Consider the following 22,986-nt stretch of genomic DNA (forward strand, 5'->3'; position numbering starts at 1 on the left):
TAGGCGCAACGTGCCACGGAGTTCTTGACCGTGCGGTCCACCATAAGCATGGTGGACCGCACGGTCAAGAATCCGTATCCTGTTCGCATGGCACGTCCGCGATCGTTTGACGAAAAGCAGGTGCTGAACGCAGTCCGTGATCAGTTCTGGGACGCCGGTTACGCCGCGACCTCGCTGGAAGACCTGATGCGGGTCAGCGGGCTGGGCAAAGGCAGCCTGTATGCGGCGTTCGGCGACAAGCGTCAGCTCTTCCTCCGGGCGCTGCACAGCTACACCGAGGAAAGCCATGGCCGTCTTCGGGAAGCCCTCACCGAGGCTCCACGGGCCCTGGACGCACTACGGATGCTCCTCGAGGCACCGATCGACGACCCGACCGGCGCCGGCACGCGGCGTGGCTGCCTGATGGCCAACAGCACCTGCGAACTCGGTAACGCCGATCCGGAAGTCCTCGACCACGCCCACCGCACCTACGAGACGTCCACCGCGCTGATCGGTGACTGCGTCGCCCGCGCCCAACGCGAGGGCGACCTACCGGCCGGAGCGGATCCGATCGCACTGGCGCGGGCCCTCCTGGCCGCGCAGCAAGGGCTGGTGTTCATGAGCCGGACCGGGTTGGACACGGCCACACTCACTGCCACAGCACGATCGCTCGCGGCTCAACTCCTGCCGGACCACTCCGGCGACTGAACCGACAGCCGCGAACGGACCGTTCGCACTGAGCCTCGCCAACCTGGGCACTGTGCCACAGCTCGACACGGTCTCCCTGGACCAGCCGCACGGACCCGCACTGGTCGATGCCGAGGCCGAGCTTGAGACGTACCGCAACCTGCTCCGTCGTATGGAATCCGTGGCGCTTTCCCCGGAGAAGACACGCGACTTCATTCACAACCTGACCACCGAACCATGAGAGGACCCGCATGACCGCCTACGCATGGCAGAAGTCGTCCAACTGCGCCCAGGGCGAATCCTGCGTCCACGTATCCGCCGCCCCGGAAGAAATCCACCTCACCGAAAGCGCCGACCCCACCCCAGCCGTGCTCTCGGCCACCCCCGACGCCTTCGGCGCCCTCCTTCGGGCTCTCAAGCAAAGCCACAGCTGAGCCCGTCCGGGCACCTCCACTCGCTATTGGTCCTCTGCGCCACGGCATGTGGCGAGCACCTGGTCAGCCAGTGCGCCCGGGGCAAGCTCACCATTCAGCAACACCGTGTCGGGCGGCAGCGTGGCCACGGCCTCCGTGCAGGGCCGGATCTTCGACTTGCACCAGCGGCGGACGCGTTCGTCCTGCTCCGGGTCGTCGGGGGTGAAACTGCGGCCGTCGATCCGTTGCTCCAGGACCTCGGGCGGGACCTGGAGGAAGAAGTGGTACACCGTGATGCCGGCCTTCCTCAGCGCGCCGAACACCTCCTCCAGATACAGGGGATCGACCAGCGTCATGGGGACCAGCAGCGGGCGCCCGTACTCCTCGACCAGGCCCACCCCCAGCTCCGCGACCTGCCGCCGCCACAACCGGAGGTCCTGGAAGTCGCCGGTCGGTACGTCCACGACCTCTCGCAGTACGTAGCCGACCAACTCCGGGTCGTAGACGAGGGCTTCGGGCCAGCGTGGCCGTAACTCGTCCACCAGGGTGGTCTTGCCGCTGCCGAACGCCCCGTTCACCCACACGATCACCGCGCCGTCGCTCGTCATCCGGGCAACGCTACCCAGCCTGCCCTTGGAACGGAGCGAAAACCGGCGGACACTCCCGCCCCGTCCGCGCGAGGATGCCCCCATGAACCGCAGACGCGTCAGCGCCCTCGCCCACGCCGACCACCCCGTCGCCGCGCCCCTGAGCGACGCCTCCGTGGCCCGCTTACTCGATCACGCCCTGCGGGACGGAGCCGAGCGCGTGCTGGACCTCGGATGCGGGGAGGGGGAGTGGCTGGTGCGGGTTGTGGAGGGCCGGCCGAAGGTCAGGGCCGTCGGGATCGACGTCGACGCCGAGACCGTCGCCGAGGCCCGCGACGGCATCGCGGCGCGCGGACTCGGTGACCGGGTCGTCCTGCACGCCCAGGACGCCCGCGAGTTCAGCGCCGAGGAGCCCTTCGGCCTCGTCCTCTGCGTCGGCGCCACCCACGCCTTCGGCGGACTGCTGCCGACGCTCGAAGCGGTACGCCGTCACCTCGCCCCCGGCGGTACGGCCCTGATCGGCGACGCCTTCTGGGAACGCGAACCGGATCAGCGCACCCTCGACGCCGGGTTCGCGGCCGACGACTTCACCGACCTCGGCACGACCGTCGACCGGATCGTCGCGTTCGGGTGGACCCCCGTGTACGGGCACATCAGCACCACCGAGGAGTGGGACGAGTACGAGTGGTCGTGGACCGGGGCCCTGTCCCGCTGGGCCCTGGACCGTCCCGACGACCCGGACAGCGGCCAGGTGCTCAAGGCGGCCGCAGAGCACCGCGCCGGCTGGCTGCACGGCTACCGCCGCACCCTCGGCTTCGCCACGCTGCTGCTGCGACGGACGCCGGAGCAGCTGCTCTGATCGCCGGGCCCCCTCACCGCCCCGCACAGCTCAGGTGTCAGCCCCAGCCCCCTGGCTCCCGGACCGGACAACCGCCTGCGCGACGATCACCCGCTCTCCGTCGAACGCGATCGACGGCCCCTCGTGAAGCCGGAATCCCCTCGCCAGGACCTCGCTCACGCGATGGCAGAACGCCGCGTCGTCAGGTCCGGCCAGCACCCGGTAGACGGGCAGACCGTCCGGTGGTGTCGTCATGCGCCGAGCGTGTCACGCGCCCGGCCGCTGATGTCCGCGGAGCGCCTTCTCACCCCGGCCACACGATCGCCTGCACCTCGCTGTAGGCGTGCAGCGCGTACGAGCCGACGTCACGGCCGACGCCGCTCCTCTTGAAGCCGCCGAACGGGGCCTCCATGTTGCGGCCGACGGTGTTGACGCCGACGCCGCCGGCCCGCAGACGGCGGGCCACGCGGAAGGCGCGGGCGACGTCGCCGGACCAGACGTAGTCGATGAGGCCGTAGTCGGAGTCGTTGGCCAGGGCGACCGCCTCCTCCTCGTCGTCGAAGGGGAGGACCACGACGACCGGCCCGAAGATCTCCTCGCGGACCACCCGCATGTCGGGGGTGCAGTCCGCGAGGAGGGTCGGGGTGACGTAGAAGCCGTGCTCCAGGGGCGGCCGTTCGCCGCCCGTGACGACCCTCGCGCCCTCCTTGCGGCCCAGTTCGACGTACGACTCCACGCGGTCCCGGTGGGCGGCCGAGATCACCGGGCCGACGACCGTGCCCGGCTCGCGCGGGTCGCCCACCGGCAACCGGCCGGCGTAGGCGCCGAGTTGGGCGACCAGGGCGTCGTACACGCCGCGCTGGGCGAGCACCCGTGTCGGGGCCGTGCAGATCTGGCCGCTGTAGAACGAGAACGTCGTGCCGATGCCGGCCACCGCCGAGCCGAGGTCCGCGTCGTCGAAGACGACGGCCGCGCCCTTGCCGCCCAGCTCCATCAGCTGCCGCTTCATGCCCCGTCCGCACACCTCGGCGATGCGCTGCCCCACAGCCGTGGAGCCGGTGAAGCTCACCATGTCGACGTCGGGCGAGTCGACGGCCGCCTCCCCCGCCTCCGCCCCCGAGCCGCTGACCACGTTCACGACACCCGGCGGGGCGCCCGCGGCCTGAAGCGCCTCGGCCATGCGGTAGACGGAGAGCGGATCCTGGGGAGCGGGTTTCACGACCACCGTGTTGCCCATGGCCAGCGCGGGGGCGATCTTGCCGGCCGGGTTCGCCCAGGGGTTGTTGTACGAGGTGACGCAGGTGACCACGCCGACGGGCTGGCGTATCGCCAGGGCGCCCATGACGGCGGCCCTTCCGAACGGGCCGGCCTCGTTGATCTGCGGGGGCAGGGGCTGTTCGACCGGTTCCAGCGCGCCTTTCGCGTACCGCTTGAAACGGGAGGACCCCACCGCCACCTGCATCCCCCGCGCCGTCCCCGTCGTCGCGCCGCTCTCCGCCTGCGCGAGGTCGGCGTACGGCACGAGGTTGCGCTGGATGTGCTCCGCCGTGCGGGCCAGGACCGCAGCGCGTTCCTCCGCCGGCGTGCGCGACCACGGCCCGAAGGCCTCGCGGGCAGCGGCGGCGGCCGCGTGCACCTGGTCCCGGGAGGCCTCCGGCGCCAGCCCGACGACACGCTCGGTCGCCGGGTCGATCACCTCGTAGTGCCCGCCGTCCGGCTCGACCCACGCGCCGCCGATGAACAGCTTCCCGCCGGACGTCACCGGGTGCTCACCGTCCGCGTGTCCCGCCCCGAGCGCAGTACCCTTCCCGGCACCGCACCGGTCACGACGTCGTCCCGGATGGCCTCGACGCCGTTGACCCAGACGGCCCGTACGCCGATGGCCTTGGAGTCCAGCCGCGGGCTGTCCCCCGGCAGGTCGTGCACCAGCGTGGCCTTTCCGGCGTCGATGCGCTCCGGGTCGAAGAGGACCAGGTCCGCGTGGAAGCCCTCCCGCACCTGCCCCCGCTCCCGCAGGCCGAAGAGCTGCGCCGGGTCGTCCGTCAGCATCTTCACCGCCTGCTCCAGCGGCACCAGCTTCCGCCCGCGCAGACAGTCACCGATGAAGCGCGTGGTGTACGGGGCGCCGCACATGCGGTCCAGGTGCGCGCCCGCGTCCGAGCCGCCCAGCATGACGTCCTCGTGCCGCCAGGTCTCGGCGCGCAGCGCCCAGGAGTCGGGGTCGTTGTCGCTGGGCATGGGCCACAGGACCGTACGGAGTTCGTCGGCCGCGCAGATCTCCACCAGGCACTCGAAGGGTTCCTGACCGCGTTCGGCCGCGATGTCCCGTACGACACGGCCGGTCAGGCCCTCGTTGGCCGCGCTGTAGGTGTCGCCGATGACGTAGCGGCCGAAGTTGGTCAGGCGCCGCAGGACGCCCGCCTCCTTGGACCGGGCGCGCCGCAGCATCTCGGCCCGCGTGTCGGGGTCGCGCAGCTTCGCGATCCTCTCCGGGACGGGCAGGGCGAGGACCGGCCCCCACCCGGGGATGAGGTTCAGCGCGCAGAACGTGCCCAGCGACATGTTCATGGGTGTGAGGATCGGCATGGTCAGCGCGACGATCCGGCCGCCGGACTTGCGGGCGCGCTCGCTGGCGAGGAGCTGGCGGGGTACGCGCTCGGGGACCGCCGCGTCGATCGTCAGCACGTTCCAGTTCAGGGGGCGGCCCGCGGACGCGGTCATCTCCACGAAGAGGTCGATCTCCTCGTCGCTGAACTGGTCCAGGCAGCCCGCCACGATGGCCTCGATCTGGGTGCCCTCGTGCTCGCCGACGGCCCGTGAGAGCGCGAGCAGTTCGGCCGGCTTGGCGTGCCGGGACGCGACCGGCTTGCCGTCGCCGTCGGAGTGCGAGCGCGACTGGGTGGTGGACAGTCCCCAGGCCCCCGCCTCCATCGCCTCCCTCAACAGCCCCACCATCGCGTCGAGTTGCTCCCGCGTGGGCTGCCCGCCCACCGCGTCCGGCCCCATGACGTACCGTCGCAGCGCGCAGTGCCCCACCATGAAGCCCGCGTTGACCGCGATACGGCCCTCCAGGGCGTCCAGGTACTCCCCGAAGCTGTGCCAGTTCCAGGGCGCGCCCTCCTCAAGGGCGACCAGGGACATGCCCTCGACCTTGGACATCATGCGGCGGGTGTAGTCGGCGTCCTCGGGGCGAGCGGGGTTGAGCGGCGCGAGCGTGAAGCCGCAGTTGCCGCCCGCGACGGTGGTCACGCCGTGGTTCAGGGAGGGCGTCGCGTACGGGTCCCAGAACAGCTGGGCGTCGTAGTGGGTGTGCGGGTCGACGAAGCCGGGGGCGAGGACGAGTCCGGTGGCGTCCTCGGTGGTGCGGGACTCCTCGGTGACCGAGGGTCCGACGACGGCGATCCGCCCGTCACGTATGCCCACGTCGGCGGTGAAGGCGGGCGCACCGGTGCCGTCGACGACGGTCGCACCTTTGATGACGTGGTCGAGCATGAGAACAGTCCTCCTATGGCGAGTGGAGGCGCCCCGAAAGGGGCGCGGGGCAGTGTCGATAGGCGGCTGCGCCGCGTGGGCGCGACAAGCCACGACGGCCCCGCAGCCGCGCGACGGCGCCCGCAAGGCAGACGCTCAGGCGCCCTGCCGGAAACGGGACGTCCTGTGCACGGGATCCGTGTCGATCTTCGGAATCACGTGCTCCCCCACCAGCCGAATCGTCTGCAGCGTGTCCTCCCGCGAGATCCCCGCGGGCAACCCGAAGCTCAGCTGATCGGCCCCGGCCTGCTCCCACCGCTTGCACTGCGTGAGCACCTCGTCCGGATCGCCGCAGATCAGCAACTCCTCGGCGATCAGCATCTCGATGACCTCCTCGGTGTACTCGGGCAGCGTCTCGGGCCACTCGGGGAACCCCTCGGGCCGCGGGAACGTGTCGTGGTACCGGAAGACGAGCGAGGGCAGATAGTGCAGCCCGCCACGCGCGGCGATCCGCACGGCCTCCGCGTGCGTGGGCGCGCAGATGGCCGTGGAGGTCACCATCACGTTGTCGTTGACGAAGTCACCGATCGGTTCGGCGTCCACGACCGCCGTCTTGTACTGCTCCAGCACCCACTCCATGTCGGAGACCTTCTGCACGCTGAAGCCGAGCACGCCCAGGCCCTTCTTCGCGGCCATGGCGTACGAGGGCGGGGAGCCGGCCGCGTACCACATCGCCGGGTGCGACTTCCCGTACGGCTTCGGCAGGACCTTGCGCGGCGGGAGCGACCAGTGCTTGCCCTGGAACCCGGGGTACTCCTCCTGGAGCCACATCTTCGGGAACTCGGCGATGGTCTCTTCCCAGATCTCCTTGGTGTGGTTCATGTCGGTGACGCCGGGGATGAAGCCGAGGATCTCGTGGCTGCCCGCGCCCCGGCCGCTGCCGAACTCGAAGCGGTTCTCGCTCAGATGGTCCAGCATGGCCACCTTCTCGGCGACCTTCACCGGGTGGTTGACCTGGGCGAGGGGGTTGAAGATGCCCGACCCGAGGTGGATCCGCTCGGTGGCGTGCGCCAGGTACCCCAGGAAGACGTCGTTGGCGGAGAGGTGGGAGTACTCCTCCAGGAAGTGGTGCTCGGACGCCCAGGCGTACTTGAAGCCGGACTTGTCCGCCTGGATGACGTACTCGGTCTCCTCCATCAGCGCCTTGTGCTCCGCGAGCGGGTCGGTCTCGGCCCGCTTGCCCACGTATCCCTGTACAAAGAGCCCGAATTCCAAGGAGGTTCACCGTCCCCAGTCTATTTCTGACGTGTCGTCAGATCGGCGGTCTGCCGCCGACTGTGGCACCGCGCCCCTGCACCGTCAATAGCTGACGGTCAGTCAGATCCCTGGGGTGGGACGGTCAGACGACACTGACACCCGCCAGCCACCCCCCGTCGATCACGAACGGCTGCCCGGTGATGTAGGAGGAGTCGTCGCAGCTGAGGAACAGCGCGAGCCGGGCCACCTCCTCGGGCTTCCCGACCCGCCCCAGCGGCACGAGCTTGCGGTAGTACTCGTCGAGGGCCTCGGCCGCGCTCCCGGAGTCGGCGGCCGGGTCGAGCTGCGCCGGGTTGGTCATGGCGGTGTCGATGGCGCCCGGACAGACCGCGTTGACCCGTATCCCCTTCCCGGCCAGCTCCAGCGCGGCCACCCTCGTCAGCCCGACGATCGCGTGCTTGGTCGCGCTGTAGGCGCCCACGTACGCCATGCCGGTCACTCCCGTGTACGAGGCGGTGTTGACGATCGTGCCGCCGCCCGCCGCCGCGATCTCGGGAGCGACGTTCCTGATCCCCAGGAAGACCCCCACCTGGTTCACCTGCACGACCTGCTGGAACTCCTCCAGGGGCGTGTTGACCAGCTTGTTGAAGCGCAGGATGCCGGCGTTGTTGACGAGCCCGTCGATCCGCCCGTACGCACTCTTCGCGGCGGCCACGGCGGCCCGCCAGTCGTCCTCACGGCTCACGTCCAGGTGCGCGTAGAGCGCGCCCAGCTCCTTCGCGAGCGCCTCCCCCTGGTCGTCGAGCACGTCGGCCACGACGACCTTGGCGCCTTCCTCGGCGAACAGCCTCGCCTCCTGCTCGCCCTGCCCGCGGGCCGCCCCGGTGACGATGACGACACGCCCGTCCAGCTTGCCCATGGGGCCCCCTTCGCACGGGCCCGGCGGGCGAGCCCTTCGGATGAGTGAGCCGGTATCGTAGCGCCATATCTGACAGGTCGTCAGGTAGCGGATGGGGACAGTCGCCTACGCCAGTGGTTCGCTCAGCTCGATGGAGCGCGGAGCCGCCGCCAGGGCCGGTTCGTCAGCGACGTCGAGGGCCGTGTCGGTCAGCTTGATGACGTGTTCGTCGCCGTGCGCCAGAGCCCGTTCGAAGACCTCGTCGGCGGTGAAGGTGCCCGGTGCGGTGTAGATGATCGGGGCGTCCGGTGCGTACATCGCGGTCACCGCCGCGGAGGCCGTCCAGGCGGCCCGCAGACTCGGTACCCACAGGGCGTGCGGGAGTGCGGGCAGGGTGCGCAGGACGGCATTGGGCGCCGTTGCCGCGTGGACCAGCATGGTCTCCTCGCCGTGGCCGTGGGTGGCGTACCGGTGGGTGGCCGCCCGCACCAGTTCGGTGAGGCGGCGGCGCGCCGCGCTCGGATCCGTGGCCGTGGCCGCCCACACCGGCAGGCCCGTGACGCGGCCGAGCCGGGTGGGGAAGCCACCGTCCCGCACGGCGACGGGCGTCACCGCGTCGAGAGCGGCGGCCGCGCTGTCGGCGCCGGGCAGCGGGTCGAGGTCCGCGAGGGGCCGGTGACGGGCGGCCCAGTAGCCGAGGCCGTGGGCGAGTTCGACCAGACGGGGTTCGGTGCTCTCGCCGGCCAGAAGGGTGCGCACGGCATGACCCACGCGGATCACCGGGTGCGTCGAGCCGCCGTACATACCGGGCAGAAGACGGGGCCACCACTGCGTGAGCACCTCGCGCCAGGGACGTTCGGCGATCTCACGCTCGAAGTAGCCGATCCAGTCGGCGACGCGGCGCGGATCACCGAGTGCTGAGCGCCAGTTGGCGTCCGTGACCGGCTCGACGCCGGACGGGAACTCCTCGAGCTTGCGTGCGTACAAGTCGAGCCAGCGATGCACCGAACGTCCCTGCCCGTGCGCGGCGAGCGCCTCGACGGCCATCGGCGCGTGATTGGTCAGCCGCCCGAGCCGCTCGGGCCCCGAGCCGTGCAGTCGCTGCAGTGCCTCCTCCAGAGTCCCGGTCCTATCCATGACCAGGACGGTAGGCGGGGCGCCACGGCGGCGTAACGGGCCACGGACTCAGGACCCGACCTGCATCGGACCTAGGTCCTGCGATCGAGTTGATGCCCGGGGGACGCGCCTCTCGCCGTGGCTGCAGGCCGGGGGCTCATGTCACTCCACGACCCGGTTGCGGCACCGAAAAACCCTCGCGTCACTTCTCCTGATCAGCGACGAACGAGCCTTGCCCCAGGACGGTACGGAGCTTGCCCTCCGCGCGGAGAGCGGCCACGGCCTTCTGGATCGTTGACGCGGCTACGTCGAACTCCGACGCGAGATCCACCACGGCGGGAAACCGAGAGCCTGGGGGATAAGCGCCCGTCCTCATGCGACGGCGCAGCTCGTCCGCAATCTGGGGCCACACAGGCTTGCCACGGTCAAGGTCCATGGCTCGAACGTATGCGTCTTCGCGTAATCGGGCGACCGCGAATGCGCGAATACGCGCATGCTCAGTTTGTGAAGGGCCCCGGCGACCGTGCGACCGGCCCCGGGGCGTGGCCACCAGCTGAAGAGGAGCTGACGACAGTGAGCATTATCCACGCGCTACTGCGCTGGGCCCTGGACATGTGCGTGCCCGGCACCGGCAAGCGGCGGGCCGTTTCCCGCGCCGCCGCACCCGCCGCCGCACCCGCGCCGGAGACGCCCGGTACCGCTGCCGCACCGTGGCGCCCCGCGCCCCGTTCCCCGTACGGCCTCGACGGCCCCCTCGACGGAACCGCGTCCGCCCTGGTCCGCCCGTACCTCGTCGCCGTCGAGCGGGAGCGAGGGCGGCAGTACCGGCGGCGGCTCGCCCTGGTGCTCGCCGCCGACTTCGGTGTCGACCTCGACCGCCACGTCGTCGGCGCGGAGGCCGCGGCGTGAGGGGGCCGCGCCCGGCCGGGCCCGTGACGCGAGGTGGTCGGTGAGGGCCGGACGGTACCCCGAGGCCGGGGTGTCGCAGCTGACCATCCGCACCTACCGCGTCGGCCCCGACGGCGAACGCCTCGGCCACGCACGGGACCGCACCGTCACCAGCGAGCACGACCCCGAGCGGCTGCCCCAGTCACTCCCGTGGCCGCCGTGCCGCTGCCCCCGCTGCCGGACCGGACAGGGCCCGGCGCCCAACTGAACCACCCACGACCGCCGCCCCCTCCCCCGCCAGAGCCCCAAGTGGCTCCGCAGTCCCGGCGACACACCGTGAATTCGGCGTGTCGCCGGGACTCAGCGCCCACTTGGCTCTCGCTCTCCACTCCCCGGTTGTCAGTCCCCCGATCCGCCGGCGAACGGCATCGTCCGCCATTGGTCGAGGGCCGGCTTCAAGTACTCCATCAGCACGGGCAGTTGCGGTACGAGCGTGAGGGAGGCGATGGCCCGCAGCATCCCCACGGCGTTCACGAAGCTCAGGACCTCCTCGTTCAACGGCCGCATGCCGTTGCGCCGCGCGCCGCGGTTGTAGGCGGATTCGAGGTCGGGCCCGAGAGCGGCCAGGTCCCACTCGACGGGCCCCAACGTGACCAGCTCGAAGTCGGCGTAGAGGTCCCCGTCCGCCCCGGAGAAGATGTTCGCGGGCGGGGAGTCGCCGTGGATGGGCTGGAGATCGATCCCCGGGAAGGCTGCTTCGAACGCCCCGCGTGAGCGCACGAGAGGCTCCAGGACCTGCCACTCGCGGCGTGCGCGGTCCAGGTCGCCCGGACCGATGAGGTCGGGGCGCTGTTCGAGGAGAGCGAGGCTCTCCGTGACGAACCGCGGTTCGGCTGCGGACAGAAACGACAGCCGGCCCGGGTACGCGCGCATCGCGGCGTGCAGGTCGGCAACGCTTTCGGAGTTCGCCACGTAGTCGGCCTCCTTGCCCCGTTCCAACTCGACGTACGGCCAGAAAGTCATCGAGAATCCGTCGCGTTGAACGGGTTCCCGCGGCACGAGAGGGCTCGGAGGGATCACAGGGGTTCCCTGGTCCGCGAGCCACCGTGTCACGTCCAGTTCCGCCCGTTGGCGGCGCGCCTGGGAATCGAGGTCCGCGGAGGGCGGCAGGACGGTGGGGATCCGGGCCACGACCGGTGAGGGCGCGAGGTGAACGACGACGGAGAACAGCTCATAGAGCACCCTGGCGTCCGTCACCGTGAGCCCGAGCTCGCGCCCCGCTCCGACAGCCGCGTCAACTGCGGCGGAGGTGCGGCGGGCGATATGTCGCGGTGTGAGGAAATCAGTCATGGCTCGCCTTTCGTTCCACGTCGTGGTCGGGTGTCGTCGAGAGGTCTCGTCGAGTGGGTGTCGTCGAGGGAATGAACCGGTCAGCACTGCGGCCCCCGCGCAGCTCCAGCCGTTCCCCCTCGAACCGCTCACGGAAGCCGCGGTCGTGGGAGACCACGACCACCGCTCCCGGGTACGCCGCGAGCGCCGCCTCCAGGTCCTCGACCAGGTCGAGCGCGATGTGGTTCGTCGGCTCGTCGAGGACGAGAAGGTCCGCGGGCCGGGTCACCAGGCGCGCGATCTGCAGCCGCCGCTGCTGTCCCGCCGACAGCGCCGCCACCGGGACCTGTAGATCCTCTTCACGGAACAGGCCGAGCGCCAGCAGCTGTTCGGCGTACTCCTCCGGTGACCCCGGCCTGCCGTCCGCGAAGGCGGCCAGCAGCGGTAGCCGCGTGGAACGCGCGGGCAGCTCCTGCGCCAGGTACCCGATGCGATCCCGGACAGGACGGCGCACCGTCCCCGCATCCGGCTCCAGGTCGCCCGCCACGACGCGCAGCAGCGTCGTCTTGCCCGCCCCGTTCTCGCCCGTGACCAGCAGACGCTGACCCGGCGTGACGGCCAGCAGCCCGTCCAGACGCAGCCGTTCGCCGACCGCCACGCCGTCGAGTTCAGCGAGCGGGAGCCCGACAGGATGCTCGCCGCCCGCCGCCGACAGCGCCGCTGTGAACCGCAGCGGCTCCGGCGGCGCCGCCACCGGGTTGCGCCGCAGGTGGGCCATCCGCTCCCGGGCCGCCCGCACCTGCCCGCCGAGTTTCGCCTCGTGCGAGCGGCGGTGCTTGCCGAAGCCCTGCCGCGGGTCCTTGCCGGTGGTGGCCAGTCGTTTCCCGGCGGCCTCGACCAGTGCCTCGGTACGGGCCACCTCCTCGAGCCAGTCCGCGTACCGCTGCTCCGCGCGGCGCCGGGCAGTGGCCTTCGCCGTGCGGTATCCGGCCCAGCCGTCGCCGTACCGGTGTACCGTGCGCGTATCCCGGTCCACTTCGAGGATCGTGGTGGCGACGCGCTCCAGGAAGCCGCGGTCGTGGGTGACGGCGACGACGGTGCCACGGTGCGCACGCAGGTGCTCCTCCAGCCAGCGCACGGCCGCCGCGTCGAGGTGGTTCGTCGGCTCGTCGAGGAGCAGCAGCTCGGGGGCGGCGGCCAGCACACAGGCGAGCGCGAGCCGCCCCTGCTCGCCGCCGGAGAGCGAGCCGAGCACCCGGTCGCGGGTGATCCCTGCGAGTCCGAGCCCGTGCAGGGCGGCGTCGACGCGGGCGTCCGCCTCGTACCCGCCGCGTTCCTCGTACGCGGTCAGCAGCTCGCCGTACGCGGCGAGTTCGTGCTCCGACACCTCACCGAGGCGCTCCTCGGCCGTACGCAGCCGTCGCTCCATGTCGCGCAGTTCGGTGAGGGCGAGGTCGACTGCGTCCTGCACGGTGCGGTCCGGGTCGAGGTCGAGGGTCTGGGTGAGGTGACCGACGCCACCGGGGAAACGGACGGCGATGTCCCCGGCGTCCGGCACCTCGACTCCCGCCAGCAGCCGCAGCAGGGTGGACTTGCCGGAACCGTTCTCGCCGATGACGGCGGCCTTCTCGCCCGGGCGGACGGTGAAGGAGACCTGGTCGAGGACGGTGCGGGTGCCGTAGGACTTGGTGACGTCCTTGACGGACAGCTGCGCCACGGCAGCGGGCACAGCGGTATGGGCGCGTTCGCGCATGTGACTTCCTCTGGGGATGCGAAATGTCCACGGGCAGCGGAGACGGCGACATCGGCCGTGCCCGGACTCAGAGGAAGTAGAAGAAAGCCATGCCCCCAACCATAGCAAGACGGTCCGTATCGTCTACACTCACGCACCTCACAACTTCTGTGAGGCACGCCACCCCCGAGCCGCTGCCCGCGCAGCCTCCCTATCGAGTGGGGCCCCAGACGCCGGTGGCGGCCGTATCGCGGACGTAGTCGGCGAAGTCTCGGGGCGATCGGCCGACAGCGCGGTGGACGCCATCACCCAGCCGGGCCCTGCGACCGTCGAAGACCTCGGCCATGAGGTCGGCCAGCGGCTCCGCGTACTGCGCTGGTGTCCCCTTCTCCTGGAGAGCGACGGAGAACCGTTCCTTGCTGATTGCCTGGTACCGGACTGTGCGTCCGATCGCCCTGCCGATCTCTGCGACTGCTTCGGCGAAGGTCATCAGACGTGGACCGGTCACCTCGTATGTCTCACGGACGTGACGGTCTTCGGTGAGAGCCGCGGCCGCGACGTCAGCGATGTCCTCGGCGTCGGTGAACGGCTCTGCCACCTCGCCGGCCGGCAGTGCCACCTCGCCTGCCCGCACCGCGCCGGTGAGGACGTCCTCGCTGAAGTTCTGAGAGATGAAGCCGGTGCGCACGATGGTCCACTCGGCACCCGATTCGCGCACTGCCCGCTCGCAGTGCTCCGCCTCGCTTGCACCACGGTCGGCCAGCAGTACCAGCCGCGTCACGCCGCGGCGCACCGCTTGGTCGGCGAACGACCTCACCGCCTCCGCGGCCCCGGGAAACGCGGCATCCGGGTGATATGCCACGTACACCGCCTCCACCCCCCGCAGCGCGGGCGCCCAGGTGGCCTTCTCCTGCCAGTCGAAAGGTGGCGTCCCCTTGCGGGAGCCGATCCGAACCGGGAGATCCCGCGCGGCCAGACGCTCGACCACACGCCGCCCGGTCTTGCCCGTCCCGGCCAGAACCAGCGTCTTCCTGCTGTTGCTGCTGCTGTTCGTTGCCCTCATGCCGCCAGTACACGCCACCACCAGACAGACGCTGAATAGCTGGAAAGCTCGGTTTCGTGCTTGAGCGTCTAACCTCGGGTCCCATGGACGCACTGTCCGACCTCTTGGCCAGGCCCAGAGCCCGGGGCGCCTTCATCCTGCGTTCCGTCCAGAGCCCGCCCTGGTCGGTCCGGGTGGAAGATGCGGCCCCGCTGAGCGTCGTGGCGCTCGCTCATGGCTCGGCCTGGGTCATCCCCGAGGCCGGCGCGGCCAGGTGCCTCGGCCCCGGCGACGTCGCGCTGATGCGCGGGCCGGACCCCTATACCTTCGCCGACACGCCCTCCACACCCGTCAAGGCGGTCATCCGCCCAGGCCCTCACCGCATGACCCCGTCGGGTGAGCACCCGCGCGAGGCCGTTGACCTGGGCCCTCGCACCTGGGGAAACGACGTCCCTCGCGACGCGACCGTGCTGCTGATCGGCAAGTACCAGATGACCGGCGAGGTCAGCAACAGACTCCTCCGCGCTCTGCCGCCGGTGGTGGTCCTCCCCCATCATCCTCAGCGCCCCATCGATCCCGTCGGGTTGCTCGCCGAGGAGGTCGTCCGGGAGGAACCTGGTCAGCAGGTCGTTCTGGACAGGCTGCTGGACCTTCTCCTCGTCACCTCGCTCCGAGCGTGGTTCGCGCAGGCCGAGACCGGAGCCCCGGCCTGGTACCGCGCTCTGTCCGACCCTGTCGTGGGCCAGGCGCTGCGCCACTTGCACAGCGATCCCGCCTCGCCGTGGACGGTCAGCGCCCTCGCGTCGGAAGTCGGGGTCTCTCGCGCGACTCTCGCCCGCCGCTTCACCGAGCTCGTCGGCCAAGCACCGATCGCCTACCTCGCCGACTGGCGACTGGACATGGCCGCCGACCTGCTCCAAGAGCCAGAAGCGACGATCGATGCCGTCGCTCGACAGGTCGGCTACGCAAGTGCCTCCGCCCTCAGCACCGCGTTCAAACGAGCACGCGGGATCACCCCTCAACAGCACCGGACCCGGTTCCGGACAACAAGCGGAGCAGAGAAACAGTCCCCATGAGCGGGAGACCCCTGCCGTCGGCGACCCACAACGAGACAACCCACTGAACCCCCCACACCGCCGACTCCCTGGAGAGGCCGTCAATTGGTTCTGGAGTCCCAGCGACACGCCGCGCCGGACGCGTGTGATGAGACTCAGCGGCCCATTGCCCCTCTCCCCACGGGATTCGCCAACGGGGGCGCCCCCGGGAGGGACCGGCTGTCCCGCTTCCCCTGTGGAACGAGGACCACGTGCGGCGTGTCAGCGCCATTCCCTCACGTTCATTGCCTGCTTCGTGGAGCCCGGCCCGGGGCCGCGGCCCGGACACGGCGGGCGAGGACACGGAGCCGGTCCGGGGTGTCGTGCAGCAGTACATGGATGCGGAAGCCGTCCGGATACACGCCGGCGTCCTCGTCGTCGGCGGCGACCGTGGCGGCGTCGGAGAGGGATTGCAGGAGAACCTGGAGTTCCGAGGGGTGCGCGTCGGTGAGGAGCAGTGCGGCGTCCTCGACCAGGATCGTCAGTGGCCCCGTGGGGGGCGGCCCGTCGGGGTCGGAGTGCCACAAGGCCCTCTCCGAGACACAGTCATGGAAGGCGTTCCAGTTGTGGCCGAAGTGGCCGGGGAAATCCAGGGCCCGGGCCCACACGGAGAAGAGCTCTGCCCTGGTGCGGCAGTCGGCGCCCTGAACCACTACGGGAAGGATCTCTCCTGGTGGTTCGTCCACGGTCAGTTCCAGCCAGTGCATGAGGCGTCCTCGGTGATGGCGAAGGGGGACCATGGGCCCGGAGTTCACGAGCGGGGGCCGCCGGCCGCTCCGCGGAGGAAGGCACCGCGGAGCACCCGTTCTTCGCCGCGTGATCTCCGGACCCGTGCGATCAGTGCCGGGTCCCGGTCCCGCTCTCGATTCTCACACGCTCCTCCCGATGACCAGCAGGAGGCCGACCAGGAGAGTCCCGATCTGCTGGTAGATGAGGTCACCCCTCTCGTCGGCCTCGCCCAGCCGATCGTTGTTCTGAACCTCGAAGTCCGGGTCCTCGATGGGCGTGATGACGTTCGGGTCCGGTGTGCCGCCGCCTTGGCCACCCGGGGGTGGGTCGCCGGCGGTCTCCTCCGCGACCGGAGTGAGGGAGTTGTCGATGGTGTGGGGGATGTTGGGCATCTCCGGCTGGGCGTCGTCCACGTCGGGGAGGTTCTGGTAGGCGTAGAGGTGGAAGTTGGCGTAGTGGTCGTCGGTGAAGAAGATGAAGCCGTTGGTCGAGTCACGAACGATCCGGTCGGCGTTGCGCGGCGTCCTCCGGGTGGGCCGGAAGTCGATGTCGTACTCGTTGAAGCTCGGCGCCAGCGCGGTGGGGAAGTTGGCCTGGATGAAGGCAGTGAGCTGGCCGTCCCGGTCGCCGTAGGTGCCGCCGCGGTAGATGAACTGGAGCCCGGCGGGATTGCCGTTCGCGTCAGTGCCCTGTTCCGAGGACGTGGCCTTGTTCAGCGGCCAGGCCTTGGAGGCCCAGAACGCGACCATGTCGTCGAGACGGTCGGGGAAGGTGAAGCCGCTGCCGTCGTCCACGGCGGCGCTCGCCTTCTGCTGCGACTCGGTCGTCAGCAGGGTCACGCCACCCAGGACGGTCGCGATGGCGAGGAAGAAGGCCAGGAACTTCCCGCTGAGCCAGCGGGAACGGCGTTTGTGGCGATGGCCGCCGACGGGCTCGGCGGCCATGGTTCGTTCCGAAGTCACAGCGGAAGGCTCCTTCGTACGTGGATCGTGACGGGCTGTCGCCCCCGACAGATGGGTGCGGGCGAGCTCTCGCGGGCGGTTCTCTGCTTCCCGGGAGCTACCAGGGCGAGGCGTGTGCGGTCTGATCACCGGTGATCGCGTGCTGTGCGGCGAGTCTTCTCAGGAAGCACAAAGGTCACCAGGGTCAAATATCCCGACCCATGGGTAACATCAGGTTTCCTGTCGAATGCAATTGCTGATGGCCTGGTCAGAGGGTTGAGAGCGGATCGAGGCCCAGTGTGCCGGTGCTCACATCGCGGCAGGGTGGCCGCTGTGCACGCGGTGACGGCGGACCCGGTCGACTCCGCCCGTACGGGAGGACCCCCTCGCCCGGGGCCCTACATGACCGGCCACCTCACCGCAGTCGACGGCGCCCGGCTCGCCCACCGCGACCACGACCCGGGACCGGGGTTGTGAGGCCATTACCGCACGAGGTACTTCTCCACGCCTTTGCCGGTGCCTACCTGCTCGGTACTTCTCCACGCCTTTGCCAGTGCCTACCTGCTCCGACAGGGCCGCGGCCTCCTTGCGCCCGGTGCACACGCACGAACAGCGCCATCCGGCCCGCCTGGTCCACCGGCGTGGCGCCGGCCCGCGCGATGACGTCGGCGACCGGCTCACCCGGAGCGCTCCGCGGCCCGCCGGCGCAGCGCTCCGAGCCTGCTCCCTGTGTCGGCATCCCGGCCGGTGCCCCGGCCCATGCACAGCCCTCCCTTTCCCCACCCCGGAGGGGCGGGGAGGGCGGCCCCGCAGGCCCTCACGCCCGCCCCCGACAGCAGTGGCCCCACCTCACCCCCGAACTCCTCCATCCGGTGCGTACATAGCGGTCACCGCCGCGGAGGCCGTCCAGGCGGCCTGCAGACTCGGTACCCACAGGGCGTGCGGGAGCGCGGGCAAGGCGCGCAGGACGGCGTCGGGAGCCGTGGCCGCGTGGACCAGCATGGTCTCCGTCGCAGGGTCGGGACGGGCCCGCGAGTCAGCTCCGCTGGAAGAACTCCACCTCCGCCAGGGCCAGATGACGGCCCGGGGCGAGTCCCACGGCGGAACGCAGCACCAGCCGTACCTTCTGCACGTCGCTGTACCCGGTGGCAATCGTCTGGTCGCCCGGCTTGTCGCTGAGGGTGAGTTCCCTCTTGTGCGTGGTGCCGTCCTCCGCCGTCACCTCCAGCTCCACCTGGAGCGCGCGCGCCTGGAGGGCGTACTTCTGCGGCTCCTTGGAAGCGCCGTTGGTGATGATCACGTCGACCAGCCGGAACGGCTTGCGGAAGGTGTACGTCACCGAGGCACCCGTCGCGGGCGCGCCCCAATAGCGGTTGCTCAGCCCGTCCGTGGTGTTCTTCGCCGGGTGCCCCGGCACCGATGCGCTCGCCTCGGTGCTCATCGGCGTCACGGACTTGGCCTTGCCCAGCTTGTCCCGGGTGTCCTCGATCAGGGCGCGTCCGGCCGGCATCAGCAGGAAGCCGCCCGCGCACAGCGCCAGCACCACGAGCAGGATCACCAGGAACCGCGTCACCCCACCCGAACTCGCCCGCACCCGGCGCCGGAACGGCCACACGGTCCGCCACCACGGCAGCGGCGCGGCCTTCGCCGTGGGCTTCAACTCGGCCGCACAGCGCCGACAGAACCGGCGCTCCGGCAGATTCGGCGTCCCGCACGCCGGACAGGGCACTCCCACCCCTTCGTCCGGCACCGCCACCGGCCGTACGACGGGCCGTGCCGCCACCGGCTTCGCGGGGCGGACGGGCACGATGGCGTCCGGGTCCGACGACTCGGAGGCGGTGGGGGTGCGCGGGCGGGGGATGTTCCGGGCGGGTGGAGCGGGTGCAGTTGGAGGAACGGGTGGGGTTGTGGGGGTTGAGGGTGCGGGGGGTGTGGCCGGCGTGGTGGGGGGAGCATCGTCGGTACGGCGGGGCTCTTCGACGTCGGTCGTTTCGCCGGTGGAGCCGCCCGTCGGCTCGGCGCTGGAGTCAGCGGTCGTCCCGCTCGTGGCCGAGCCGTGCGCCGGGGCGGCGGACCCGGTGCGGACGTCGGTCGGCCCGGACTGGGGTGGGGAGTTCGTGGGCTCGTCCTGGCCCGGGTCGGCAGCGGGGGCCGTGTCGGCGCCGGAGCCGGTGTCCGCGGGCTTCGTCGTGCTCGGCCGCCTCGGCTCGCCGCGGCCGGTCAGCCGGGCGCGGAACGACGAGGAACGGGGCGGTGCGGCGGACTCGGGCTCGTCCGCCGTGGGTGATGTGGGCGCGGGCGCCGGAGGCTCCGGGGGTGCGGGTGCCGGAGGCTCCGGGGGTGCGGTCGGCCCCGGCGGTACGGTTGGCTCCCGTGGCGTCGGTGCGGGTGTGTTCGGGGTCGGAGCAGCCGGTTCCGACCAGCCCAAGTACGCGCCGCAGTTGCCGCAGAAGTCGTCCGCGGAGCCGTTGGACGCCCCGCACGCGGGACATGCGCGCATGGCGTCACCTCCCTTCGTCGGCGGGCGGGCCGGGGAGGACCTCCACCCGGAATGCCGTGTGCACCGGGCACATGGCCCGGACGATCTCGCGGACCCTGGCCGGGTCCACCCGCGTCTCGCGGCCCGGCCAGACCCGGACCAGGAACTCGGCGGCGGGCTGGGGCGGCAGCTCGGTGCCGGCGGTGTTCGACCACCACGAGCCGCCGTCGCCGGTCACATCGCAGTGCACGCCGAGCGCGAGGCGCAGGGCCTCGGCAAGGCCGCGTCTGGTGCCGCGCCACCGGTGCAGCTCCACCGCACGGACGACCGCCTCGCGGCGCAGCTCCACGGGCCACTGGGGGTCGTCGGCGGCGCCCACCCACGACGCCAGCCAGGCCAGGAAGTCGATGGGGGTGACCCGGGGGTCGAGGTAGGCGGTCAGGTTGTCGAGGGTCGCGAACACCGGGGCGAGGACGACGTCGAGGCCGGCGGTGAAGCGCTGCGCGAAGTCGTCGTCGGCGTACAGCGCGGGCAGTTGCTCACCGATGGGGAAGCGGCTCGGCAGGCCGGGTACGGCGGCGCGGCTCATCCCCGCCCCTCCCCATCCATCGCCGTCACGACCACCTGGTGCTGGTAGGAGAAGACGAGCGCGCCCGCGGCCACGTCGATGCGGTCTCCCGGGGCGCCGCGGCGGCCGGTGATGGGGTCGGCGGGAAACAGGCGGATCTCTTCGACGAGGGCGTTGCCGGTGGCGCGTTGGAGGATGCCGAAGATCTCGCCGTACTGGACGGGCCGGCCGAAGGGCCAGCCGGTGCCGTCCGGGCCGCCGCTGAGCGGATTGAGGTGGCGGAACAGGGCGTCGAGGGCGGCGTCGCGGACGCGGTCGGTGTCGGCGGCTGCCGTCGCGAGCCGGGCGACCACGGTGACGCCCTGGTAGACCGGCGGCTCGACGACCAGGCGGGTGCCGATGAGGCGTCGTTCGTCGAGGCTCGCGGTGATGGCCTCCAGTACCTGGTCGGAGGGGATCAGCTGCTCGAAGCGGAGGCGGTCGTCGCCCTCGTCGGCCACGGCGTCCGGGACGACGAGGACCCGTACCGCGCCCGGTTCCTCCGCCGCGGGCAGACAGCGGACCCGGCGTACCGAGGGCGCGGCCTGGCGGCTGATGATCTCGTAGTCCTCTGCGGTCACCGCGCGCTCCTGCATGCGCAGCACTTCCGGCGCCCGCAGCTTGGCGTTCTCCACCGTCTCGCCCGCGACGCCGCCGCGTGCCGCCTCCCGGTTGGTGACCTGGGCGATGTACGGAACGGAGCTGAGCAGCACGGAGATCGCGCCGCGGGCGACGTTGCCCGCGGGGCCGCCGCCGGTGCGGTACCGGGCCACGCGTATGTGAGCGCCCTTGGGCGGTACGGCGCCGCACTGCCGCAGCGTGCCGTCCGGTTCGCGCAGCACCGGCGGGAAGGCGAACTCACCGTTGGTGGCATCCACGCGGACGTGCCGGTCGGCGGGGCCGGAGCGGCCGAAGTGGTCGACCACGGCCCAGCGTTGCCAGCCCTCGGCCGAGGACACCTCCACCACCGGGGGCTCGCCGTCGAGGAGGACCGGCGGGCGACCGAGCCGGAACGTCTGCCCGGCGACGCCCTCCGATGTGCCGAGCGGAACGTCGGTCACGGTCTCGGCGTGCTCGACGGACATGGTGCCGCCGACGGTGAACACCTCCGCCTCGCGCACCGTCGGAGACTCCGAGTAGAACGGCTGGCCCGGCTCCGCCTCGGTGACCCGGCAGCGCAGCCAGCCGGCCCGGGTCCCGCCGATCACCGACGCGGTGTGCCCAACCGGTACGTGCACGATGACCTCGCCGGGCCGGTTCAGACCACCGGTGGTGTCCGTACTGGTCTCGCAGAGCTGCCAGCCGCCGCCGTCCCACGCCTCCCACACCAGCGGGGGCTGGCGCGGGTCCACGCCGACGCCCTCCACGCGGCTGTCCAGGCGCACCGCGACGATGCAGCGCGGGACCGCCGTCGGCAGGCCGAACAGCAGCGCGTCGCCCGGCTCCGGTGCCGCCTGGAAGCAGGGGATGTCGTGGCCGTCGGCGAGCGTGCTGGTCATGTCGGTCTGCTCACCGGTCCGGGGCGCGGTCACCAGGCGGGTCAACTCGCTGGGCACGATGCGCAGTTCGTCCGTGGTCGCGAACACCACGGGCTCGTCGCTCTGGCCGCCCGCGGTGGTCACCTCGGTGCCCGCGGGCAGCGCGACGGTGTCGGGCTGCGGCGCCGACAGCCAGAAGTCGACGTCAGCGGAGGCCGCGGCGGGCGGGAACAGGCCGATGCCCAACAGGTCCAGGAACGCGGTGTAGTTCTTGTCCGGGACCCGGTTCAGCCGGTAAAGCAGCTGGTCCACCATGTAGGCGAACGTCTCGATCAGGGTGACGCCCGGGTCGGAGACGTTGTGGTCGGTCCACTCCGGCGTGCGCTGCTGCACATACCGCTTCGCCTCGTCGACGAGTTGCTGGAACCGTCGGTCGTCCAGGTTGGGGGAGGGCAGGGCCATCAGTCCGCGACCAATTCCTCGGCCCCCTCCTCGGAGGGGATCGTGTAGAAGGGAAAGACCAGGTTGCGCCGGTCGTTGGTGGAACGCAGCGTGTAGTGCACGTCGATGTAGAGGGTGCCGTCCTCGACGGCGTCGAAGGCGACGATCACGTCCTCCACGGCGATGCGCGGCTCCCACCGCTCCAGGGCCTCGCGCACCTGCTGGGCGATACGTCCGGCGGTGGCGCCGTCGCCGGGGGCGAAGACGTAGTCGTGGATGCCGCAGCCGAACTCGGGGCGCATGGGGCGCTCGCCCGGCGCGGTGCCGAGGACCAGGCGGATCGCCTCCTCGATCTCCCGTTCCCGCTCGACCATGGCGATCCCGCCGGTCGGCCCGACCCGCAGCGGAAACCCCCAGCCCCGGCCGATGAACCGCTCGCTCATCACACACCTCCGGTCAGGACGTTCGGGCCGCCGGGCAGAATCACGGCGCCGCACGCAGGGTGCCCGCCCCGCAGCCGGAGCACAGAACCACGCCGAACAAACCGCCCGCTCATCACACGCCCCCGGCCGGCACGTCCGGGGCGCCGGGCACAGTCGGAGCGTCGCTCATCACGCGCCCCCGATCAGGACGTTCGGGGCGCCCATCACGATCATCGCGCCGCACGTGGTCTGGTCCCGCATCCGTGCAGCCGGCAACCCGCCGATGAGGACCTGGCCCTTGGCGAGGGCGCTCGGGTCGGGCTTGATCACGTTGGCCGGTCCCAGGGCGGCGTGCGGCGGCATCGGGCAGGTGACGAGGCTGCCCACGCCGCCGACGGGGCTGGTGGCGACGGCGGCGGGTTTGCCGCCGATCAGCACGCGCAGCACCGCCTGAGCAGCGGGGCCGGTCGGCAGGGCGAGCGCCCCACCGTGGTTGGTGGGGTCACCGGTACGGGCTGCGGGTGGCATGCGGTCCTCCTTGGGAAGCTGAAGGTCGGG

At 71.3% G+C, this 22,986-nt stretch carries 26 protein-coding genes and 1 pseudogene; 8 read left to right on the forward strand and 19 right to left on the reverse strand.

The window, feature by feature from the left end; genetic code table 11:
• Window positions 1-48 precede the first annotated feature (48 nt).
• Genes ACZ49J_RS34140 through ACZ49J_RS34150 form a run of 3 tightly spaced genes read left to right on the forward strand, consistent with a single transcriptional unit; the run spans window position 49 to window position 1,100 of the window.
• Entirely contained in the window at window positions 49-687 is a 639-nt protein-coding gene (locus tag ACZ49J_RS34140) for a TetR/AcrR family transcriptional regulator (protein ID WP_468351386.1), read from the forward strand.
• Window positions 632-907 carry a Scr1 family TA system antitoxin-like transcriptional regulator gene (locus tag ACZ49J_RS34145; RefSeq protein ID WP_467454472.1) on the forward strand — a complete coding sequence of 92 codons (276 nt, stop codon included), beginning with the start codon at window positions 632-634 and terminating at the stop codon, window positions 905-907. The genes ACZ49J_RS34140 and ACZ49J_RS34145 overlap by 56 nt, the downstream gene beginning before the upstream one ends.
• 10 nt (window positions 908-917) lie before the next feature.
• A complete protein-coding gene (locus tag ACZ49J_RS34150; RefSeq protein WP_467454390.1) occupies window positions 918-1,100 on the forward strand; it encodes a DUF397 domain-containing protein in 183 nt (60 codons plus the stop codon).
• Window positions 1,101-1,123: 23 nt separating this feature from the next.
• Here the strand turns inward: ACZ49J_RS34150 and ACZ49J_RS34155 are convergent, their stop codons facing one another.
• A complete protein-coding gene (locus ACZ49J_RS34155) occupies window positions 1,124-1,669 on the reverse strand; it encodes a P-loop nucleotide/nucleoside kinase family protein (RefSeq protein ID WP_467454473.1) in 546 nt (181 codons plus the stop codon).
• 100 nt (window positions 1,670-1,769) lie between these two features.
• Between ACZ49J_RS34155 and ACZ49J_RS34160 the strand changes: the two genes are divergently transcribed.
• Window positions 1,770-2,525 (forward strand): SAM-dependent methyltransferase, encoded by a 756-nt coding sequence (locus tag ACZ49J_RS34160; RefSeq protein WP_467454391.1) that lies wholly within the window; start codon window positions 1,770-1,772, stop codon window positions 2,523-2,525.
• A 30-nt stretch (window positions 2,526-2,555) separates the two neighbouring features.
• Here the strand turns inward: ACZ49J_RS34160 and ACZ49J_RS34165 are convergent, their stop codons facing one another.
• From ACZ49J_RS34165 to ACZ49J_RS34195, 7 genes are all read right to left on the reverse strand, one after another.
• Entirely contained in the window at window positions 2,556-2,759 is a 204-nt protein-coding gene (locus tag ACZ49J_RS34165; protein ID WP_467454392.1) for a DUF1737 domain-containing protein, read from the reverse strand.
• A 49-nt stretch (window positions 2,760-2,808) separates the two neighbouring features.
• Window positions 2,809-4,266 (reverse strand): aldehyde dehydrogenase family protein, encoded by a 1,458-nt coding sequence (locus ACZ49J_RS34170; RefSeq protein ID WP_467454393.1) that lies wholly within the window; start codon window positions 4,264-4,266, stop codon window positions 2,809-2,811.
• Window positions 4,263-5,996 (reverse strand): N-acyl-D-amino-acid deacylase family protein, encoded by a 1,734-nt coding sequence (locus ACZ49J_RS34175; protein ID WP_467454394.1) that lies wholly within the window; start codon window positions 5,994-5,996, stop codon window positions 4,263-4,265. Before ACZ49J_RS34175 ends, ACZ49J_RS34170 begins: the two co-directional genes overlap by 4 nt.
• Before the next feature lie 135 nt (window positions 5,997-6,131).
• Window positions 6,132-7,250, reverse strand: coding sequence for an LLM class flavin-dependent oxidoreductase (locus ACZ49J_RS34180; RefSeq protein WP_467454396.1), 1,119 nt, complete (start codon window positions 7,248-7,250; stop codon window positions 6,132-6,134).
• A 124-nt stretch (window positions 7,251-7,374) separates the two neighbouring features.
• Window positions 7,375-8,151: an SDR family NAD(P)-dependent oxidoreductase gene (locus ACZ49J_RS34185; RefSeq protein ID WP_467454398.1), complete on the reverse strand. Its 777-nt coding sequence runs from the start codon at window positions 8,149-8,151 to the stop codon at window positions 7,375-7,377.
• Window positions 8,152-8,256: 105 nt separating this feature from the next.
• Window positions 8,257-9,267: a questin oxidase family protein gene (locus tag ACZ49J_RS34190; RefSeq protein ID WP_467454399.1), complete on the reverse strand. Its 1,011-nt coding sequence runs from the start codon at window positions 9,265-9,267 to the stop codon at window positions 8,257-8,259.
• A 181-nt stretch (window positions 9,268-9,448) separates the two neighbouring features.
• Window positions 9,449-9,682, reverse strand: coding sequence for a GntR family transcriptional regulator (locus ACZ49J_RS34195; protein WP_467454400.1), 234 nt, complete (start codon window positions 9,680-9,682; stop codon window positions 9,449-9,451).
• Window positions 9,683-9,828: 146 nt separating this feature from the next.
• Here ACZ49J_RS34195 and ACZ49J_RS34200 point away from each other — a divergent pair, with 146 nt between their 5' ends.
• Window positions 9,829-10,155: a hypothetical protein gene (locus ACZ49J_RS34200; RefSeq protein ID WP_467454475.1), complete on the forward strand. Its 327-nt coding sequence runs from the start codon at window positions 9,829-9,831 to the stop codon at window positions 10,153-10,155.
• A 40-nt stretch (window positions 10,156-10,195) separates the two neighbouring features.
• The gene (locus ACZ49J_RS34205) at window positions 10,196-10,402 is read left to right on the forward strand and encodes a hypothetical protein (protein ID WP_467454401.1); all 207 of its coding nucleotides are present in this window, start codon (window positions 10,196-10,198) and stop codon (window positions 10,400-10,402) included.
• Window positions 10,403-10,533: 131 nt separating this feature from the next.
• Here ACZ49J_RS34205 and ACZ49J_RS34210 read toward each other — a convergent pair whose 3' ends face one another.
• From ACZ49J_RS34210 to ACZ49J_RS34220, 3 genes are all read right to left on the reverse strand, one after another.
• Entirely contained in the window at window positions 10,534-11,484 is a 951-nt protein-coding gene (locus ACZ49J_RS34210; RefSeq protein ID WP_467454402.1) for a phosphotransferase, read from the reverse strand.
• Window positions 11,477-13,216, reverse strand: coding sequence for a ribosomal protection-like ABC-F family protein (gene abc-f / locus ACZ49J_RS34215; protein ID WP_467454404.1), 1,740 nt, complete (start codon window positions 13,214-13,216; stop codon window positions 11,477-11,479). Before abc-f ends, ACZ49J_RS34210 begins: the two co-directional genes overlap by 8 nt.
• A 190-nt stretch (window positions 13,217-13,406) precedes the next feature.
• Complete coding sequence (locus tag ACZ49J_RS34220) at window positions 13,407-14,258, reverse strand: NAD(P)H-binding protein (protein ID WP_467454405.1); 852 nt, start codon at window positions 14,256-14,258, stop codon at window positions 13,407-13,409.
• 83 nt (window positions 14,259-14,341) lie between these two features.
• Between ACZ49J_RS34220 and ACZ49J_RS34225 the strand changes: the two genes are divergently transcribed.
• On the forward strand, window positions 14,342-15,313 hold the full coding sequence (locus ACZ49J_RS34225) for an AraC family transcriptional regulator (RefSeq protein ID WP_467454407.1): 972 nt from the start codon (window positions 14,342-14,344) through the stop codon (window positions 15,311-15,313).
• Between the two features lie 260 nt (window positions 15,314-15,573).
• Here the strand turns inward: ACZ49J_RS34225 and ACZ49J_RS34230 are convergent, their stop codons facing one another.
• Both ACZ49J_RS34230 and ACZ49J_RS34235 read right to left on the reverse strand, forming a co-directional pair.
• A complete protein-coding gene (locus tag ACZ49J_RS34230) occupies window positions 15,574-16,038 on the reverse strand; it encodes a barstar family protein (protein WP_467454408.1) in 465 nt (154 codons plus the stop codon).
• A 162-nt stretch (window positions 16,039-16,200) separates the two neighbouring features.
• Window positions 16,201-17,022, reverse strand: coding sequence for a ribonuclease domain-containing protein (locus tag ACZ49J_RS34235; protein ID WP_467454409.1), 822 nt, complete (start codon window positions 17,020-17,022; stop codon window positions 16,201-16,203).
• A gap of 303 nt (window positions 17,023-17,325) precedes the next feature.
• Here ACZ49J_RS34235 and ACZ49J_RS34240 point away from each other — a divergent pair, with 303 nt between their 5' ends.
• On the forward strand, window positions 17,326-17,478 hold the full coding sequence (locus tag ACZ49J_RS34240) for a hypothetical protein (RefSeq protein ID WP_467454410.1): 153 nt from the start codon (window positions 17,326-17,328) through the stop codon (window positions 17,476-17,478).
• A gap of 390 nt (window positions 17,479-17,868) precedes the next feature.
• On the opposite strand, the pseudogene ACZ49J_RS34245 reads toward ACZ49J_RS34240, so the two are convergent.
• The 6 genes and pseudogenes from ACZ49J_RS34245 to ACZ49J_RS34270 all read right to left on the reverse strand — a co-directional run.
• A pseudogene (locus ACZ49J_RS34245) lies at window positions 17,869-18,006 on the reverse strand (questin oxidase family protein); the annotation flags it as partial.
• A 31-nt stretch (window positions 18,007-18,037) separates the two neighbouring features.
• Entirely contained in the window at window positions 18,038-19,501 is a 1,464-nt protein-coding gene (locus ACZ49J_RS34250; protein ID WP_467454411.1) for an NADase-type glycan-binding domain-containing protein, read from the reverse strand.
• A gap of 4 nt (window positions 19,502-19,505) precedes the next feature.
• On the reverse strand, window positions 19,506-20,069 hold the full coding sequence (locus ACZ49J_RS34255) for a phage tail protein (protein ID WP_467454412.1): 564 nt from the start codon (window positions 20,067-20,069) through the stop codon (window positions 19,506-19,508).
• Window positions 20,066-22,027 (reverse strand): putative baseplate assembly protein, encoded by a 1,962-nt coding sequence (locus ACZ49J_RS34260; RefSeq protein WP_467454414.1) that lies wholly within the window; start codon window positions 22,025-22,027, stop codon window positions 20,066-20,068. The genes ACZ49J_RS34255 and ACZ49J_RS34260 overlap by 4 nt, the downstream gene beginning before the upstream one ends.
• Window positions 22,027-22,449 carry a GPW/gp25 family protein gene (locus tag ACZ49J_RS34265; RefSeq protein ID WP_467454415.1) on the reverse strand — a complete coding sequence of 141 codons (423 nt, stop codon included), beginning with the start codon at window positions 22,447-22,449 and terminating at the stop codon, window positions 22,027-22,029. Before ACZ49J_RS34265 ends, ACZ49J_RS34260 begins: the two co-directional genes overlap by 1 nt.
• A gap of 168 nt (window positions 22,450-22,617) precedes the next feature.
• Window positions 22,618-22,956: a PAAR domain-containing protein gene (locus ACZ49J_RS34270; protein WP_467454416.1), complete on the reverse strand. Its 339-nt coding sequence runs from the start codon at window positions 22,954-22,956 to the stop codon at window positions 22,618-22,620.
• Between the last annotated feature and the right edge of the window lie 30 nt (window positions 22,957-22,986).

Source organism: Streptomyces sp. NPDC030840 (assembly GCF_055572015.1).